The sequence below is a fragment of the Arenibaculum sp. genome, assembly GCF_035998295.1.
GTDB lineage: Bacteria > Pseudomonadota > Alphaproteobacteria > Azospirillales > Azospirillaceae > DASYHS01.
The window spans coordinates 13,319-28,569 of sequence record NZ_DASYHS010000024.1 but is presented as its reverse complement, the minus strand read 5'-3'; the positions used below and the strand labels follow the sequence as shown (position 1 = coordinate 28,569).

Genomic DNA, 15,251 nt, shown 5'->3' with positions numbered 1-15,251 from the left:
CCTGCGCAAGCGACCGAAACCCCGGACACCAGCCATGATCGACCGCACGCCCGCGCCCGTCGACGATCGGCCGCACGTCGTCGTCGTCGGGGCCGGATTCGCCGGGCTTGCCTGCGCGAGCGAGCTTGGGGACACCAATATCCGCGTCACGGTGATCGACCGGCGCAACTACCACCTGTTCGTGCCACTGCTGTACCAAGTGGCGACCGCCGCCCTGTCGCCCGCGGACATCGCCGAGCCGATCCGCAGGATCGTCAGCCGGTACCCGAACGTCGACGTCCTGCTGGGCGAAGTGACCGGGATCGACGCCACGGCCAGGCACGTCCTGCTGGCCGACGACGGCTACGTTCCCTACGACCACCTCGTCCTCGCGACCGGGTCGACCCACAGCTATTTCGGCCATGACGAGTGGGAGCCGCTGGCGCCCGGGCTCAAGACGATCGAGGACGCCCGCCAGATCCGCACCCGCCTCCTTCTGGCTTTCGAGCAGGCGGAGATGTCCCCGGACCCGGATGAGCAGAAGCGGCTGACGACCGTGGTCGTCGTCGGCGGCGGCCCCACCGGCGTCGAGATGGCCGGTGCGGTCGCCGAGCTGGCGAAGTGGACGCTCGCCCGCGACTTCCGCCGCATCCGCCCCGCCAATGCGGAGATCGTCCTGATCGAGGCCGGACCACGGCTGCTTTCCACCTTCCCGGAGCCGCTATCTGCCTATACGGAGGACGCGCTGCGCCGCCTCGGGGTGAGCGTGCTGACCGAGACCCCGGTCGAAGCGGTGACCGCCGAGGGCGTCACGGCCGGCGGCCGCTTCATCCCGGCCGGCACGGTGATCTGGGGGGCCGGCGTCCGCGCCTCGCCCGCCGGCCGCTGGCTGGGCGTCGAGACCGACCGCGCCGGGCGGGTCCGGGTCGGGCCGGACCTCGGCGTGCCGGGCTTCGAGGGCGTCTACGCGCTGGGCGACACCGCGCTGGCCCTGGACGACGACCAGCGCCCCCTGCCCGGCCTGGCCCAGGTCGCCAAGCAGCAGGGCGAGCATCTCGGCCGCCAGCTCGCCGCGGCGATCCCCCACGGCCGGCCGATGGAGCCGTTCCGGTTCAAGGACCGCGGCAACATGGCCACGATCGGCCGCAACGCCGCGGTCGCGGATTTCGGCAGGATGCGCCTGAAGGGATTCGTCGCCTGGGTGCTGTGGGCGATCGTCCATGTCTGGCTTCTGGTCGGATTCGAGAAGCGGGCGCGGGTCACCCTGCAATGGCTGTGGCGCTACCTCACCTTCCAGCGCGGCGCCCGCCTCATCACGGGCGAGACCAAGGCGCCGGTCTCCGCGAGCGAGGCCAACCAGGCGCAGCGGCGGGAGGCCGGCCGCGCCGGCTGAGCGCGCGGGCCGCCGGTCACGCCGGCGGTGCCAGCCCCAGCGCCGCGGCGAAACGCGCCGCCTCGGCGGCCAGCGCCTCGGGCGGAAAAGGCTCGTGCACGCCGCTGCCCCACACGGGGCCGGGCCAGGCCGGGTCGCCGACCCGGCGGGCGACGACGTGCAGGTGCAGCTGCGGCACGACGTTGCCGAGCGCACCGACGTTCAGCTTGTCGGGGGCGTGGAGCCGCTCCATCGCCAGCGAGGCCTGCGCGACCTCCTCGACCAGCAGGGCCCTGTCCTCCCGGCCAAGCTCGTGGATCTCGCGGATCCCGGGCCGCTGCGGCACCAGGACGAGCCAGGGCCAGGCCCGGTTCGCCATCATCAGGACGCGGCACAACGCGAGCGCGCCGATCGTCACCGTATCCGCCGCCAGCCTCTCGTTCAGGACGAACATCCCGCCTCTCCCCACACGACCGCCCGACATACTGGACTAAAGGCGTATTCATTGGGAGAGCCTGCGGGGCGCGGCGGGCCGGAATAGGCTGGACCGGTCTCCCGATCCGGCCCGACCGAGGACATGGACCCCGACGCCGATCCGTCCGCGCCGCCTGACGGCGCCGCCCCGCCCGCCCTGCCCGCCGGCGAGCGGCTCGGCCGGCTGTTCCAGCGGGTCCGCGCCCGGACCAGCATGCTGACCGCCAGCCTCAGCGCCGAGGACCAGATGGCCCAGAGCGCGCCGGAGACCGATCCGGCGAAGTGGCATCTCGCCCATACGACCTGGTTCTTCGAGGCGCTGGTCCTGGCCCGGCACGTCCAGGGCTACACGCCGTTCGACGACGCCTACCGCTACCTGTTCGACCAGGTGGATCCGACGGTGGCGCACCAGTTCCCGGCCTGCCGGCGCGGCATGCTGTCCCGACCGGGACAGGCCGAGGTGACGCGCTACCGCGAGCACGTCAACGCGGCAGTCCTGCGCCTGCTGCGCTCGGAGGCGGAGGTGCCGGACGAACTCGGACGGCTGGTCCGCCTCGGCGTGATGCACGAGCTCGAGCACCAGGAGACGATGCTCCGCGACGTCAAGCACCTGCTGTGGTCGCTGCCCGGGCGGCCCGGCTACCACGCGCCGCCGCCGCCGGCCACCCGCACCGCCACCGCGCCGGGATGGTTCGCTCGCGAGGGCGGCTTCATCCGGATCGGGGCCGAGGGCGACCCCTTCGCCCTCGACCACGAGCAGCCGCCGCACCGGCACTGGCTCGAACCCTGCGCGATCGCCGGGCGGATGACGACCTGCGGGGAATACCTGGAGTTCATGGAGGACGGCGGCTACGGGGAACCGTCGTTGTGGCTGCCGGACGGCCGGGCGGCCGTCGAGGCCGGAGGCTGGCGCGCACCGCTCTACTGGCACCGTCTGCACGGCGAATGGCAGCTCATGACCCTGGCCGGGCCGAGGCCGCTCGACGAGGCGGAGCCGGTCTGCCACGTCAGCTACTACGAGGCCGACGCCTTCGCCCGCTGGGCCGGTAGGCGGCTGCCGACCGAGGCCGAGTGGGAGGCGGCGGCGGCCGAGCGCCCGGTCGAGGGCAACCTGCTGCAGTCCGGCCGCCTGCATCCCCAGCCCGCGGTGTGCCTGGGCGACGGGCCGTGGCAGATGTTCGGCGACTGCTGGGAATGGACGGCGAGCCCGGCCGTCCTCTATCCGCGCTCGGCGCCGCCTGCCGCCGCCGTGGAGCGGTTCCGGCCCGGCGGCGGCCACATGACCGTACGCGGCGGATCCTGCGTCACGCCCGCCGAGTATGCCGGGCCCACCCGGCGCCAGTCGCTGGCCCCGCACGCGCGCCTCGCCTTCACCGGCATCCGCCTGGCGCGGGACGCGTGACGGCGACACCGGCCCGGCGCACGGACCCGTGCGCACGACCGCGGAAGTGGTGCTAGACTGCCCCCTCCTCGGATCCGGTTGAAGCCCGCACCCATGACCATCGACGCCGTCCTGTCCGCCAACCGCGCCTTCTATCGGGCCTTCGCGACCCGCGACCTCGACGCCATGGACCGGATCTGGGCCAGACGGGCGGAGGTCGCCTGCATCCATCCCGGCGCCAAGCCGATTCTGGGCCGACGGGAGGTGATGGCGAGCTGGCGCGACATCCTGGCCGCCGGCGGCGGCCCGCGGATCGAGACGCGCGGCGAGCGCACCCTGCTGCTGGGCGCCGCCGCCCTCGTCCTGTGCGAGGAAGTGCTGGGAAAGGGCGTGCTGGCGGCGAGCAACCTGTTCGTGGTCGAGGACGGCGAGTGGCGGCTGGCCCATCACCAGGCCGGCCCGGTCGCGGCCGATGCGCCGCCGCCCGGCCCGGGCCCGACGCTGCACTGAGGCGGAGCAGGGCCGCGGCGGCCGGTCAGCCGCGCGACGGCCCTTCGTTCAGGACGGTCCAGTACAGGCCCGCCGTCTTGATCATGTCGAGCAGGCCGTCGAAGTCCACCGGCTTCACGAGATAGCTGTTGGCGCCCAGCTCGTAGGCGCGGTCCACGTCCGCGCTCTCCTTGGACGAGGTCAGCACGACCACGGGGGTCCTGCCCATCGGCGCCGGCCTGGACCTGAGCCATTCCAGCACCTCCAGCCCGGAGCGCCGGGGCAGCTTGAGGTCCAGCAGCAGCAGCGCCGGCAGCGGGTTGGCATGGCGGTCGGCATAGCCTTCCGCCCCGGAAAGATAGTCGACCGCCGCGTCGCCGTCCCCGACGACGCGCAACGGGTTCAGCAGCCTCGCCTTGGTGAAGGCCCGACGGATCAGCAGCTGATCGTCGGGATCGTCCTCGACCAGAAGAATGGGTTTCGGCTCATCCGCCATCGTCCGCCTCCATCAGCTCGATCCAGAACCGGCTGCCCCGGCCCGGCGCGGACTCGATGCCCGCCTCCCCGCCCATGCGCTCGGTGCCGCGCCGCACGATGGCGAGGCCGATGCCGGTGCCCGGGTATTCCGACGCTCCGTGCAGGCGCTGGAATACCTGGAAGATCCGGCCCTGGTGCTCGGCCGCGACGCCGATCCCGTTGTCCTCGACCCACAGGCGTACGCGGCCGCCCTGCCGGTCCGCCCGCACGACGATCCGTGGCCGCCGGCCCGCCGGCACGAACTTCACGGCGTTCGAGAGCAGGTTCACCACTACGTGGACCAGCACGCCGCGATGGGCGACGACCGACGGCAGCGGGCTTTCGACCGACAGCTCCGCACCGCCGTCGCGGATGACCGCCTCGAGATGGCCCAGCGCGTCGGCCACCACCCTCTCCAGCGGCACCGCGGACAGCATGATCTCCTCCCGGCTGATCTTCGCGTAGGAGAGCAGGTCCTGGATCAACTGGTCCATGCGCCCGGCGCCGCCGGCGATCCGCTGCAGGTAGTCCTGCGCCGTCTCGTCCAGCGCCTCCCCGTAATCCTCCAGGAGCGCTTGGCTGAATCCGGTCATGCTCCTGAGCGGGGCACGGAGATCGTGCGCCACGGTGTGGGCGAAGGACTGGAGTTCGGTGTTGGCGTCGGCCAGCTGCTGCGTCCTGCGTTCGACCCGGGCCTCCAGGGTGCGGTTGAGTTCCCGCACCTCCTCCTCGGCCCGCTCCCGGTCCGTGACGTCGGTGTTCACCTCGATTATGGAGCGGGGCGTCCCGTCGGGGCCGCGATGCAGCGCCCACAGGCTCTCCACGACCACCTCGCTGCCGTTCTTGCACCGATGCCGCAGCTTGCCCCGCCATGAGCCGGAAGCCAACACGGCTTCGCGTGCCGTCTCCAGGCCGTCGGGAAAGCGCGTCGCGAGCAGCTCATGGGACGTCCGGCCGACCGCTTCGTCCGGCGACCAGCCGTAGAGCGTGGCGGTACCGCGGTTCCAGTAGACCACCCGGTCGTCCAGCCCCCGGACCAGGACCGGCGCCAGGTCGAGCGTTCGGCCCAGCTCCTCCAGGGCCTCGGTCCGTTCGCGCAGCCGCCTCGACGCCTCATACTCGTCATGGACGTCGAGCGCGGTGCCGACCCACATCCGCACCCGGCCGTCCGCGTCCAGCAGCGGCGCGGCGCGCGTCCGTACCCAGCGATAGCTGCCGTCCGCGGCCCTCAGCCGATGCTCCATGCGGTATTCGGAAACGCTGTCCAGGACGGCACGCCAGGCGGATGTCGTGGCCTCGCGGTCGTCGGGATGGACGAAGGGCCCCCACGACCAGCCGCGGCCGGCCGGCATCGGCTGCCCGGTAAACTCGGACCAGCGCGGGTTCAGGTAGTCGAGCGCCCCGTCCGGCCCCGCCGTCCAGACGATCTGCGGTATGGTCTCGGCAAGAACGCGAAACCGGCGCTCGCTCTCGCGCAGGGCGGCCTCGGCCCGCTTTCTCTCCGTCACGTCGCGCATCAGCGCGGTATAATGGCGCTCGCCGGCGGCGCTCCACTGCGCGATCGACAGCTCGAAGGGAAAGATGCTGCCGTCCTTCCGGCGGCCTTCGAACTCCGGGCCGATGCCGGAAACGCGCCGCCCGGCCTTTCGCACATACTGCTCCAGGTATTCGCCGGGGGAGCGGGCACGGCCGTCCGGTATCAGCAGGGAGACGTCGCGCCCGACGGCCTCGGCCTCGGGGTAGCCGAACAGGCGCTCGGCCGCGGGATTGAAGGACCGGATCCTACCACCGCCGTCGATGACGACGATCGCTTCCGCCGCGGTGCCGATGATCGCCCGGTGCTGCGCCTCGCTGCTCGCCAGCGCCCCGGCGGCGGCGCGCGCCTCGACGGCGGAGGCACCGGCGACCAGGCGCCCCCGCAGCGCCAGCCCGAGCATCGTGGAGAGCGCCACGCCCAGGGCGAGCACGAGGTGCTGCAGGAAGGGATCGGGGGTCGGCACGCCGAGGCTGACCCGCCAAACCACGCCGCCGAGATCGAAGGTCTCGTGGACCGTGGCGCCGCCGGGCTCGCCCAAGGCGAGGGCGGGCACGCCGTCCGCAGTGATCGTCAGGGCGTTCTCCTTCACGACGCCACGGAGCACGCGCCGGAACAGTACGCCCAAATCGACGGCGGCGTGGGTGAACCCCCTCCAGGCGTCGCCGTTCCCTATCGAGACGACGCCAACCACGCCTATCCCGCCCTGCACGAAGCGGACCGGCGGGGTGAAGGCCGCGCCCTGCGACCGGGCCCGGGAGAAGGCGGCGGCGCGCATCGGCTCGGCATCGACCTTGAGCCCGGCCGCCGCCTCGTTGCCCGCCTCGGGGAAGATCCACCGTATCCGCATGTCCGGCCCGACCCATCCCACGGCACGGAAGCTGGGATAGCTTTCGAGCAGCACCTCCGCCTCGAGGTCGAATTCGGGTTTTTCCCTGCCGCCGAGCCGCTCCCACCGCCGCGCCACACGGCGCAGCGCCTCCAGAATCTCGTCGAGCCGCCCGCCCACGATCTGGACCGCGGTCGCCAGTTCGGCCGAGGCCGTGCGGCGCGCCGCGTCCCGTTGCTCCTCCAGCAGCGCACGCCAGGTCAGCACCGAGATCAGGATCCCGAACGCGGCGGCCGCCAGGGGCAGCCACGCGGCCGTTCCCGCCGCCCGCCCCTTGAAAAACCAGGGGTTCACCGCCCGGCGCCGCTCGATGCTTGCGTGCCGGCGACGCGCCGACGCGACCGTTCGGGCATTGGGTAATGTCCTTCCGTTAGGTACCGCCGGACAAACAGGAAAGCGGGCCGCCGTGTCACGATCGCGGGCGGCGGGATGGTCGCGGCGGACGGCTGCTCAGGCTGGGCGCGAGCGCGGCCAGGCGGACAGCACCGCCTGGACCAGGGCCGCCAGCGGCACGGCGAAGAACAGACCCCAGAACCCCCACACGCCGCCGAACACCAGGATCGCGACGATCACCGCGTTCGGATGCAGGTCCGCCGTCTCGGCGAGCAGCAGCGGCGCCAGGACGAAGCCATCGAGGAACTGGATCACGGCATAGGCGACCGTGGCCCAGATCAGGCCCTCGGCGAGGCCCCACTGTCCATAGGCGGCGAGGACGACCGGGATCGCCGCGAGCAGCGCGCCGACATAGGGGATCAGGACGGACAGCCCGGTCGCGACCGCGAGCAGGGCACTGAAATCGAGGCCGAGCACCAGGAAGGCAAGATAGCTGACGGCGCCGACGATCGCGATCTCGTAGACCTTGCCGCGGACGTAGCCGCCGACCTTGACGTTGGCCTCGCGCCAGACGCGCTCGACCAAGGGCCGTTCAGGCGGCAGGAATCCCAGGAACCAGGAGAGGATGCGGTGCTTGTCCTTGAGGAAGAAGAACACCAGCATCGGCATCAGGACGAGATAGATGCCGAGCTGGACCAGCGTCGGCAGCCAGGCGACCGAATAGACCAGCAGCATCTGGGCGTAGCCGACGACCTCCTCGCGCAGCCGGTCGGCGACGTCGGCGATCTGGCGGCGGCTGATCAGCTCCGGATAGCGGTCCGGCAGGCCGAGCAGCAGTTCCTGGGCTTGAACATAGATCGAGGGGATCTGCTGGGCCAACTGGGCGATCTGGGTCAGCAGCAGCGGCACCAGGAACAGGAACAGCCCGAGCAGGACGCCGAGGAACACCAGGAAGACGACGGTCACGGCCGCGAGCCGCGGAACGCGCCGACGCTCCAGGAAGCCGACCGGCCCTTCGAGCAGGTAGGCGACAACCACGCTGGCGATCACCGGCGCCAGCACGCCGCCCAGCAGGCTCAGCACGACGAAGCCCCCAAGCAGGAGCATCACGAGCATCGTCGCCTGCGGGTCGGCGAAGGTGCGACGCAGCCAGCCGAGGAGGACGTTCATCCGCGGAGCGCCGCCTTCGGTGCCCGCCTGCCGTCTCTCGATGCTCGGGTTCAAGCCTCCTCCAGGCGGGCGCATAACGGGCACGCAAGTAACGTGCCGGAACGGCCCGGAGTTCCGCATCACCGCTAACGCGGCGACAGGAGGCTATTTCGGATTATTCCCTCTTCCGATCTGGCCAAAGGCAGGCCGTCTGGCAATGTCAAGGAAGCAAACAAGGAGGTTCCATGCCCGGCCACGACATGGTGAAGATCGCTCTGGAGTTCCTGGACGAGGCGGCGTACCTGTTGCACCGGACCAAGGAAATCGACTTCCTCTCCGAAGACGAACGCCGCGACATCGACAGCCGGTTGAGCCGGATCGCAGCCGAGATCGGCTCCGGCGGCCAAGGCCTGCCGGAGCCGGCCTGACCGCCATGCTCAGGCGGCGCGGATAGCGACGAGGAAGCCTTCGACCCGCTTGCGCAGGCCGTCCGCCTCGACCGACAGCGCCGAGGACGCCGACAGAACGTCCGCCGCCGACACCCTCGCGTCCTCGGCCGCGGACGACACGGCCCCGGCGCTCCGGGATGCCTGCTGGGTGCCGGTCGCCGCCTCCGAGGCGTTGCGGGCGATCTCCGCCGCGGCGGCCTTCTGCTGGTCGGCCGCAGCCGCGATCTGATCCGTGCCCTGAGTTATGCGGGCGATCACGCCGCCGATCCCGGTGATCGCGTCGACCGTCCCGGCTGTCGCCTGCTGCATCGTGACGATGTGGGCGGCGATGTCGCCCGTCGCGCGCGCGGTCTGGTTGGCCAGCGCCTTGACTTCGCTTGCCACGACGGCGAAGCCCTTGCCGGCCTCGCCGGCGCGCGCCGCCTCGATCGTGGCGTTCAGAGCCAGCAGGTTGGTCTGGCCCGCGATCTCCGAGATCATGCGGACCACCTGATCGATCTTCTCCGCCGCCGCGGACAGCCCTTCGACGGCCGCGGAGGAGCGGGACACCGCCTCGACCGCCTCTCCCGAGATGCGCGACGACATCCCGACCTGACGCGCGATCTCCTCCGTCGAGGCGGCGACCTCCTCGGCGGCGGCGGCAACCATCTGCACGTTCGAGGACGTCTGCTCGACGGCGGTCGCGGCCCCCGCCGCCTGACCGCTGGTATGGTCCGCGACCTCCGCCATCCGCCGCGCCACGCCCTGCATCGTACCGGCCGCCTGTCCCACCGCGCCGAGCGAAGCGGCGACGTCCGCTTCGAAGGAGGAGACGAGTTCGGCCATCGCGACGACCCGGCGCTCGCGCGCGGTCCGCTCGGCCTCCCGCTCGTCCTCCAGCCGGGCACGTTCGAGGGCGTTGTCGCGGAAGACGAGAACGGCCCGGGCCATGTCGCCGATCTCGTCCTGCCGCGCGGTCACCGGAATCTCGGCCCCGGTGTCGCCGCCGGCGAGCCGGTGCATGGCCTCCGTCATGCGGCGCACCGGCACCACGATCGTGCGGGCGACGAGCGCCGACGCCGCCAGTACGACCGCCGCGATCAGCGCTAGGATGCCGGCGACGCGCAGGGCGCGCTCCATGACCAGGGTGCCGACGTCGTCGACGTACATCCCGGTGGCGAAGATCCAGCCCCAGGGCTCGAAGAGGCGGAAGAAGGAGCGCTTGTCGACGGGGACCTCGCTGCCCGGCCTCGGCCACACATAGGTCATGAAGCCTTCCTTCTCCGGCGTCCGGGCGATGCGCACGATCTCGCGGAGAAGGTATTTGCCGTTGGCGTCCTGAAGGTCGCGCATGTCCCGGCCGACGAGCTGGGGCGAGATGGGGTGCATCACGAACCGATGGTCCAGGTCGTTGACCCACACGTATTCGACCCCGTCGTAGCGCAGCGCCGCGATCGCCTCGAGCGCCGCGGCCTTGGCATCGGCCTCGGGCAGCTTTCCTTCGCGCGCCTTCGCCTCGTAGTGCAGGACGATGGTTTCCGAGGCGTCGATGATGCTGCGCAGGGTGCTTTCGCGCCCGTCGAGGATCTGCCGCCGCAGCTCCAGAATTCCAGCAGTCGCGAATACCACCAGACCGGCCAGGGCAAGCGCCACGATGCCGGCGACCCGCACCCCGATGGTCATGCGTTTGAGTTTCATGACGCGATTCCCTCAACCCACGAGTTAGTTGACGCGGATTGATACACGCCGCACATCAAAATTTCGTTAACGGCCGCGAGACATATTGTTATCACGGCACCGCTCGCCCGGAGCCGCCGGACCGGCTAGACTGCCGTCCGGGAGGCGATGCTGGAGGGGCGCGTGCCACAGGAAGCGAGGACGGTGCTGGTGCTGGGCGGTGCCCGGTCGGGCAAGACCCGGCACGCCCAGAATCTGGCCGAAGCGGAGCCGGGACACCTGCTCTATGTCGCGACCGCCGAAGCCCGGGACGGAGAAATGCAATCGCGGATCGAGCGCCACCGCGCCGACCGGGGCCCTCGCTGGAGCACGATCGAGGAACCGCTCGACCTTGCCGGAACGCTCGCCGCGCAGGCGGTGCCAGGCACGACCGTGCTCGTAGACTGCCTCACCTTGTGGCTCAGCAACCTGATGGAGGCCGGGCGCGACGTCCGCGCGGAAGGCGACCGGCTGGCCCGGACCCTGCCGGCGCTCGGCGGCCGCGTCATCCTGGTGTCCAACGAGGTCGGCCTCGGCATCGTGCCCGACAACGCGCTAGCGCGCCGGTTCCGCGACGAGGCGGGCCGGCTGCACCAGGCGGTCGCGGCGGCGGTCGACCGGGTGCTGTTCATGGTGGCCGGCCTGCCCATCATCGCCAAATAGGCATATTACCTTTTCGGTACCCATACTTTCGTATTACCGCGAGTGACGCTGCACTGCAGCGCCCTATCTCCTTGGCGGGGACGGGATCCGAGGCCCGGCCGGGAGACAGTGCGGGAAACGGGAGTATGAACGGCATGGTTTTCGCGAATCTGCGTATCGTCCACAAGCTTCTGCTGCTGGTGGGCTTCCTTTCGGTCGTCACCGCACTCGTAAGTGCGGTCGGTATCGTCAGCCTGCAGCACATGACGGAAGCGGCCGCCCGCATCGACCGGGCCGGCAGCCAGAGCCTGACCGCGGCCCGTGCCAACCGCGACGTCGTCGAACTGAACCGGGCCGAGTTCCGGATCGCCGCGGACCCGACCGGCAGCAACCTCGAGGACTCGCTGCGCGTCATCGAGGAGCAGCGCCGCCTGTTCGAGGAACGACTGCGGGAGTTCTCCGACACCACCGACCCTCGGACGCGCGACCTCGCGGCGGCGGTCGCCGACGGCTTTCAGCAATACGAGGCAAGCCTCGCCAAGACGATCGAGACCGCGCGAGGCCTCGGCGGCGAGGTGCGGATCGACGTCGCGCAGCAGACGATCCGCGACGCCGCGCTCGCGAGTCGGGACGCCGCGACCGACCTTCAGGCGCGGCTGCGTGCGCTGACCGTCTACACCGACGAGAAGGCGACGCAGACCAACCAGGAGGCTGCGGCGCTCGCACGGCGCGACCAGACGATCCTGGTCGCCGTCGCCGTCTTCGGCGTGCTGGGCGGCGCCGCGGTCGGCTACCTGATCGCCAGCTACGGAGTGGCCAGGCCGATGACCCGCTCGGTCACGGCGCTGCGCCGTCTGGCCGAGGGCGACGTCGGCGCCGAGATCTTCGGCGCCGGGCGGCGCGACGAGATCGGTGAGATCGCCCAGACCATGACCGTGTTCCGCGACAATCTCGTGCGCAACCGGGAGATGGAGCGGCAGGCCGCGGAAAACGAGGCGCGCGCCGCCGAGGAACGGCGCCGGTCCATGCTGGAACTCGCGGACCGCTTCGACGACCGCGTCGGCGGCATCGTCGATACGGTGAGCACCGCCGCGAGCGAGATGCAGGCGACGGCCCAGCAGCTCGCGGCCGCGGTCGAGGAGACCTCGCGCCAGAGCACGGCGGTCGCCGCCGCCGCCAACCAGGCGAGCGCCAACGTCCAGACCGTGGCGGCGGCCTCGGAGGAGCTGTCGGCGACGATCCAGCAGGTATCGAGCCAAGTCGCCGAGACGGCAGGCCAATCGCGCGGAGCGGCTTCGCGGGCGCGCACCGCCCAGGCGGACCTGGACCGCCTGGCCACGGCGATCGCCCAGGTCGCCGAGATCGTGGACGCCATCGGCGAGGTCGCGGCGCAGACGAACCTGCTGGCGCTGAACGCGACGATCGAGTCGGCGCGCGCCGGCGAGGCCGGCAAGGGTTTCGCCGTCGTCGCCTCGGAGGTCAAGAATCTGGCGGGCCAGACGCGCCTGATGACCGAACGCATCCGCGAGCAGATGAACGCCGTCCAGTCGGCCGCCGATTCCACCGTCGGCGTCATGACCGCCATCATCGCGCAGGTCGAGGACATCGACCAGGCCGCCGCGGGCATGGCCTCGGCAGTGGAACAGCAGTCGGCCGCGACGCTGGAGATCAGCCGCAACGCCCAGCAGGCCGCCCAGGGCACGGAAGAGGTGACGGGCAGCATCACGGGCGTCCAGGGCGCCGCCGAGCAGACGGGCCAGGCGGCGGTCAGCGTCCGCGACGCGGCCGGCGGTCTGGCCCGGCAGGCACGCGACCTCGAGCAGGCCGTGGCGACGTTCCTGGCCGAGGTCCGGGCCGCCTGAGGAGGGCCCCCGGGGCCGTCACGGCCCCGGGGGGCTCCCTCCCCTCTCCGTCAGGCTCGGCGTTGGGCCAGAACTGGCGGATCCCGCCCGGAAGCTGGTCCTTCACTTTGCGGATCTGACCGGCGTCCACGTGGCGGTCGAGCAGCTTGAAGACGCCGCGGATCGCGATGTCCGGGTCGAGCTCCTCGCACCCGTGAGCCCGGTCGCGCACGTCGTCGATGAACTCCTTGCCCTCGCGAAGCCTGTTCGGGACCGCGGCGGGCTTCCAGCCTTCGTAGTAGATGCCCCGGACGAGGGCGGGCATCTGGGCTCCCCATCCGGACGGGCTTGCGGCAGGTCCGCACACCGGGCGACAAAGGCGGCATGACGCAGGGTCGAGACATTGCCGGAGCGCACGTGCCGGCACCGGCGGACACCGTGTGGCAGGGCGGCACGGGGCTGCCCGAGGCCTGGGCCGGACAGCCCGCCTTCGCCATCGGCGAGACCGGCTTCGGCGCGGGACTTACTTTCCTGTCGGTCTGGGATCTGTGGCGCCGGGACCCGCGCCGTCCGCGTTTCCTGCACCATGTCTCGGTCGAGGGCTTCCCGCAGACGCGGGCGCAGATGCGGCGCGCGCTTGGGACGTGGCCGGCATTCGGTGCCCTGGCGGAGCGGCTGGCCACGGTCTGGCCGGAACCGTCGCCGGGCTTCCACCGCCTGCGCTTCGAGGGCGGGGCCGTGACGCTGACCCTGCTCGTCGGCCCCGTCGCGCCGATGCTGGCCGAGCTGGAAGCGGAGATGGACGCCTGGATCCTCGACGGGTCCGCGCCGTCGAATAGCCCCGAGACGTGGTCGCCCGCGGTGTTCGCCGACGTGGCGCGGCTCAGCCGGCCGGGGGCCCGGCTCGCCGCCTTCGCCGCCACGGGGCGGGTCCGGCACGCCCTCCAGGATGCGGGGTTCCGCATGGAGCGCGCGCCGGGCTTCGAGCACAGGAGCAACATGCTGCAGGGCGTCTTCGCCGGCCCGCGACCGCCGTCCGCGGTCGAGCCCTGGTACCGGCCCCCTGCCCCGCTGGTGCCGGGGACGGCCCTCGTCGTCGGGGGCGGCATCGCCGGCGCGGCCATGGCCTCGGCGCTGCACGATCGGGGATGGCGGGTGCGCCTGGCCGAGCGGCACCTCGGTCTCGCCGCCGAGGGGTCCGGCAATCCGGCGGGGATCGTGATGCCCCGTCTCGTCCTCGGCTCCGGCCCGGAGCGGCATTTCCATGCGCAGGCGTTCCGCCACGCACTCGACCGGCTGGCGCCGTGGCTCGAGGCGACCGGGGTGCTGGAACTGGCGGGAGGAGCCGAAGCGGCGGCCCGTCAGGAGGCAGCCTGCGGGGCCGGCGTCCTGGCGCCGGAACTGATGCGGCACGTCGATGCGGCGCAGGCGGCCCGCCATGCCCGGGTCGCGCTCGCGGGCGCCGCCGCCCATGGGGCATTGTGGTTCGAGCGGGCGGGATGGCTCGCCCCGCAGGCGGCGTGCCGGGGCTTGGCCGAGGGTGCGCGGATCGAACTCGGCGCCGATATCGGAGTGCCGGGTGGCGGCGAGGCCGACCTCGTCATCCTGGCAGGCGGGCTGGACACGCGCCGGTTCGCTGCAGCCGCGTGGCTGCCCCTCGTCCCGCGGCGGGGCCAGGTCACGGCGGCACCGGCGACGCCGGCCGGAGCCGCACTCGCCTGCGTCCTCGGCGGCGAAGGCTACGTGATCCCCGCCGGCGGCGGGCGCCACGTCGTGGGCGCCACCTTCGACCCGGTCAAGGATTCGGTGCCGGCACGGCCCCAGGAGGCCCGGCCGGAGGACGACCGGCGCAACCTCGCCGCCGCCGAGGCCTGGATCCCGGGCCTGGTGGACCCCGATCCGCGCCACGCCGTCGGCCGGGCGGCGTTGCGGGCCATGACACCGGACCATCTGCCGCTGGCCGGCCCGCTGCCGGACCACGGCGACTGGCTCGATGCCTATGCCGGGCTGCGCACGGGAGACCGGCGCCGCATTCCCGCCGAACCACCGCTCCACGCCCGGACCTGGGTGCTGAGCGGGCTCGGCGCCCGCGGCCTGACGACGGCGCCGCTCGCTGCCGAGTTGATCGCGGCGCAGGTTTCGGGCGAACCCTGGCCGGTGCCGCGCAGCGTCGCAGCGGCGCTGCACCCCGGGCGGTTCCTCATACGCGGACTGCGCACGCGCAGGCTTTAGCCCCGCGTTCAGTCCCGCGTTCAGCCCCTGCCCGGGAGGCCGGCCCTCAGCGGATCGGCGAGCGCTTGACGGACTTGATCTCGCCGCGCGGGCGGCCGGACATCGCGGCGATCTCCCGGTCCTGCGCCTCGATCACGTGACGCGCCGCATCGTCGCCATCGGGCCCCTCGAGCTCGGAAGCCGGAACCCGACGGTTCGAGCTGCGGCTGCCGTCGTCATAGAGGACGTCGAACAGGACGTGCTCCGTGCTGACCTTCTGCTTCTTGCGAGCCATCG

14 protein-coding genes are annotated in these 15,251 nt (G+C 72.0%); 7 read left to right on the top strand and 7 right to left on the bottom strand.

Annotated elements, in window-relative coordinates; all coding sequences use genetic code 11:
• Window positions 1-34: 34 nt before the first annotated feature.
• Window positions 35-1,372, top strand: a complete 1,338-nt coding sequence (locus VGO20_RS02110; RefSeq protein ID WP_327500625.1) for an NAD(P)/FAD-dependent oxidoreductase — start codon at window positions 35-37, stop codon at window positions 1,370-1,372.
• Window positions 1,373-1,388: 16 nt separating this feature from the next.
• Here the strand turns inward: VGO20_RS02110 and VGO20_RS02105 are convergent, their stop codons facing one another.
• Complete coding sequence (locus tag VGO20_RS02105; RefSeq protein WP_327500624.1) at window positions 1,389-1,805, bottom strand: HIT family protein; 417 nt, start codon at window positions 1,803-1,805, stop codon at window positions 1,389-1,391.
• Between the two features lie 123 nt (window positions 1,806-1,928).
• Between VGO20_RS02105 and egtB the strand changes: the two genes are divergently transcribed.
• Window positions 1,929-3,227, top strand: a complete 1,299-nt coding sequence (egtB, locus tag VGO20_RS02100) for an ergothioneine biosynthesis protein EgtB (RefSeq protein ID WP_327500623.1) — start codon at window positions 1,929-1,931, stop codon at window positions 3,225-3,227.
• Window positions 3,228-3,320: 93 nt separating this feature from the next.
• Complete coding sequence (locus tag VGO20_RS02095) at window positions 3,321-3,716, top strand: nuclear transport factor 2 family protein (protein WP_327500622.1); 396 nt, start codon at window positions 3,321-3,323, stop codon at window positions 3,714-3,716.
• A 25-nt stretch (window positions 3,717-3,741) separates the two neighbouring features.
• On the opposite strand, the gene VGO20_RS02090 is transcribed toward VGO20_RS02095, so the two are convergent.
• From VGO20_RS02090 to VGO20_RS02080, 3 genes are all read right to left on the bottom strand, one after another.
• The gene (locus tag VGO20_RS02090) at window positions 3,742-4,191 is read right to left on the bottom strand and encodes a response regulator (protein ID WP_327500621.1); all 450 of its coding nucleotides are present in this window, start codon (window positions 4,189-4,191) and stop codon (window positions 3,742-3,744) included.
• Window positions 4,181-6,928, bottom strand: coding sequence for a PAS domain S-box protein (locus VGO20_RS02085; RefSeq protein ID WP_327500620.1), 2,748 nt, complete (start codon window positions 6,926-6,928; stop codon window positions 4,181-4,183). Before VGO20_RS02085 ends, VGO20_RS02090 begins: the two co-directional genes overlap by 11 nt.
• Before the next feature lie 156 nt (window positions 6,929-7,084).
• On the bottom strand, window positions 7,085-8,191 hold the full coding sequence (locus tag VGO20_RS02080; RefSeq protein WP_327500619.1) for an AI-2E family transporter: 1,107 nt from the start codon (window positions 8,189-8,191) through the stop codon (window positions 7,085-7,087).
• A 170-nt stretch (window positions 8,192-8,361) separates the two neighbouring features.
• Here VGO20_RS02080 and VGO20_RS02075 point away from each other — a divergent pair, with 170 nt between their 5' ends.
• Window positions 8,362-8,544, top strand: a complete 183-nt coding sequence (locus tag VGO20_RS02075) for a hypothetical protein (protein ID WP_327500618.1) — start codon at window positions 8,362-8,364, stop codon at window positions 8,542-8,544.
• A 9-nt stretch (window positions 8,545-8,553) separates the two neighbouring features.
• Here the strand turns inward: VGO20_RS02075 and VGO20_RS02070 are convergent, their stop codons facing one another.
• Window positions 8,554-10,242 carry a methyl-accepting chemotaxis protein gene (locus tag VGO20_RS02070; RefSeq protein WP_327500617.1) on the bottom strand — a complete coding sequence of 563 codons (1,689 nt, stop codon included), beginning with the start codon at window positions 10,240-10,242 and terminating at the stop codon, window positions 8,554-8,556.
• 162 nt (window positions 10,243-10,404) lie between these two features.
• Between VGO20_RS02070 and cobU the strand changes: the two genes are divergently transcribed.
• Window positions 10,405-10,923 carry a bifunctional adenosylcobinamide kinase/adenosylcobinamide-phosphate guanylyltransferase gene (cobU, locus tag VGO20_RS02065; protein ID WP_327500616.1) on the top strand — a complete coding sequence of 173 codons (519 nt, stop codon included), beginning with the start codon at window positions 10,405-10,407 and terminating at the stop codon, window positions 10,921-10,923.
• Between the two features lie 134 nt (window positions 10,924-11,057).
• A complete protein-coding gene (locus VGO20_RS02060) occupies window positions 11,058-12,764 on the top strand; it encodes a methyl-accepting chemotaxis protein (protein ID WP_327500615.1) in 1,707 nt (568 codons plus the stop codon).
• Here the strand turns inward: VGO20_RS02060 and VGO20_RS28590 are convergent.
• Window positions 12,670-13,068, bottom strand: coding sequence for a DUF2267 domain-containing protein (locus VGO20_RS28590; protein WP_414639767.1), 399 nt, complete (start codon window positions 13,066-13,068; stop codon window positions 12,670-12,672). The two genes, VGO20_RS02060 and VGO20_RS28590, sit on opposite strands and share 95 nt — an antisense overlap.
• Window positions 13,069-13,160: 92 nt before the next feature.
• On the opposite strand from VGO20_RS28590, the gene mnmC1 reads away from it, so the two are divergent.
• On the top strand, window positions 13,161-14,975 hold the full coding sequence (mnmC1, locus tag VGO20_RS02055; RefSeq protein WP_327500614.1) for an FAD-dependent 5-carboxymethylaminomethyl-2-thiouridine(34) oxidoreductase MnmC1: 1,815 nt from the start codon (window positions 13,161-13,163) through the stop codon (window positions 14,973-14,975).
• Window positions 14,976-15,021: 46 nt separating this feature from the next.
• On the opposite strand, the gene VGO20_RS02050 is transcribed toward mnmC1, so the two are convergent.
• Window positions 15,022-15,249, bottom strand: coding sequence for a hypothetical protein (locus tag VGO20_RS02050; protein ID WP_327500613.1), 228 nt, complete (start codon window positions 15,247-15,249; stop codon window positions 15,022-15,024).
• Window positions 15,250-15,251 lie beyond the last annotated feature (2 nt).

Bases quoted from the DNA above. Each gene is read 5' to 3' on its own strand.
- VGO20_RS02070 (WP_327500617.1), bottom strand. From the start codon at position 10,242: ATGAAACTCAAACGCATGACCATCGGGGTGCGGGTCGCCGGCATCGTG.
- VGO20_RS02075 (WP_327500618.1), top strand. From the start codon at position 8,362: ATGCCCGGCCACGACATGGTGAAGATCGCTCTGGAGTTCCTGGACGAG.
- VGO20_RS02110 (WP_327500625.1), top strand. From the start codon at position 35: ATGATCGACCGCACGCCCGCGCCCGTCGACGATCGGCCGCACGTCGTC.
- VGO20_RS28590 (WP_414639767.1), bottom strand. From the start codon at position 13,068: ATGCCCGCCCTCGTCCGGGGCATCTACTACGAAGGCTGGAAGCCCGCC.
- VGO20_RS02050 (WP_327500613.1), bottom strand. From the start codon at position 15,249: ATGGCTCGCAAGAAGCAGAAGGTCAGCACGGAGCACGTCCTGTTCGAC.
- egtB (WP_327500623.1), top strand. From the start codon at position 1,929: ATGGACCCCGACGCCGATCCGTCCGCGCCGCCTGACGGCGCCGCCCCG.
- VGO20_RS02095 (WP_327500622.1), top strand. From the start codon at position 3,321: ATGACCATCGACGCCGTCCTGTCCGCCAACCGCGCCTTCTATCGGGCC.
- VGO20_RS02060 (WP_327500615.1), top strand. From the start codon at position 11,058: ATGGTTTTCGCGAATCTGCGTATCGTCCACAAGCTTCTGCTGCTGGTG.
- VGO20_RS02105 (WP_327500624.1), bottom strand. From the start codon at position 1,805: ATGTTCGTCCTGAACGAGAGGCTGGCGGCGGATACGGTGACGATCGGC.
- VGO20_RS02090 (WP_327500621.1), bottom strand. From the start codon at position 4,191: ATGGCGGATGAGCCGAAACCCATTCTTCTGGTCGAGGACGATCCCGAC.